This is a genomic window from Mesorhizobium sp. M0184, assembly GCF_040322215.1.
GTDB lineage: Bacteria > Pseudomonadota > Alphaproteobacteria > Rhizobiales > Rhizobiaceae > Mesorhizobium.
In genome coordinates this window covers 1-592 of record NZ_JAMYSZ010000115.1, presented here as the reverse complement: position 1 = coordinate 592, position 592 = coordinate 1, and the positions used below count along the sequence as shown (strand labels likewise).

General features: G+C 63.0%; 1 protein-coding gene. It reads right to left on the bottom strand.

Features of this window, described 5'->3' with window-relative positions:
* The coding region (locus NKJ23_RS34555) for an AMP-binding protein (protein WP_352496822.1) at positions 1–592 on the bottom strand (592 nt) is incomplete at both ends.

Here is a 592-nt window from a genome sequence, read left to right as displayed (position 1 = left end):
AGCAGCGGCGCCCACACTTCAAATGTGCTGGCGTCGAAGGCGGGATTACCCACCCACGCCACACGATCACTCGAGCTGAACTGCGCATAGCCATTGTTGATGACGAGCCGGTTGACCGCACGGTGAGCAACAACAACCCCCTTGGGAAGGCCGGTCGAGCCGGAGGTGTACATCACGTAAGCAGCAGCCTCGGCGCTCAATGCCAGGCCAGGATCGGCACTAGACCCAGTCCCAGCCATGAGCGGCTCAATGGCCAGAACAGGGATCGTCACCTCAAGCAGATCATCATCGTCACTCTCGCTAAGCACCAGGCGCGCAGCACAATCGGCCATCAGCCATTCTTGTCGCGCAGATGGAAGAGCGCGATCGACCGGCACATACACTCCCCCCGCCTTGAGGATCGCCAGTTGCGCCACCACAAGGGCGACGGAGCGGTTCAGCACTGTCGCAACGCAATCCCCCGGCTTCACACCGAGCCCGATCAGATGATGCGCCAGCCGGTTGGCTCGCGCGTTGAGCTCGCCATAGCTCAGGCGCTCGTCCTCATGGACCACCGCCAAAGCCTCCGGCGCCTGGCGCACCTGCGCCTCGA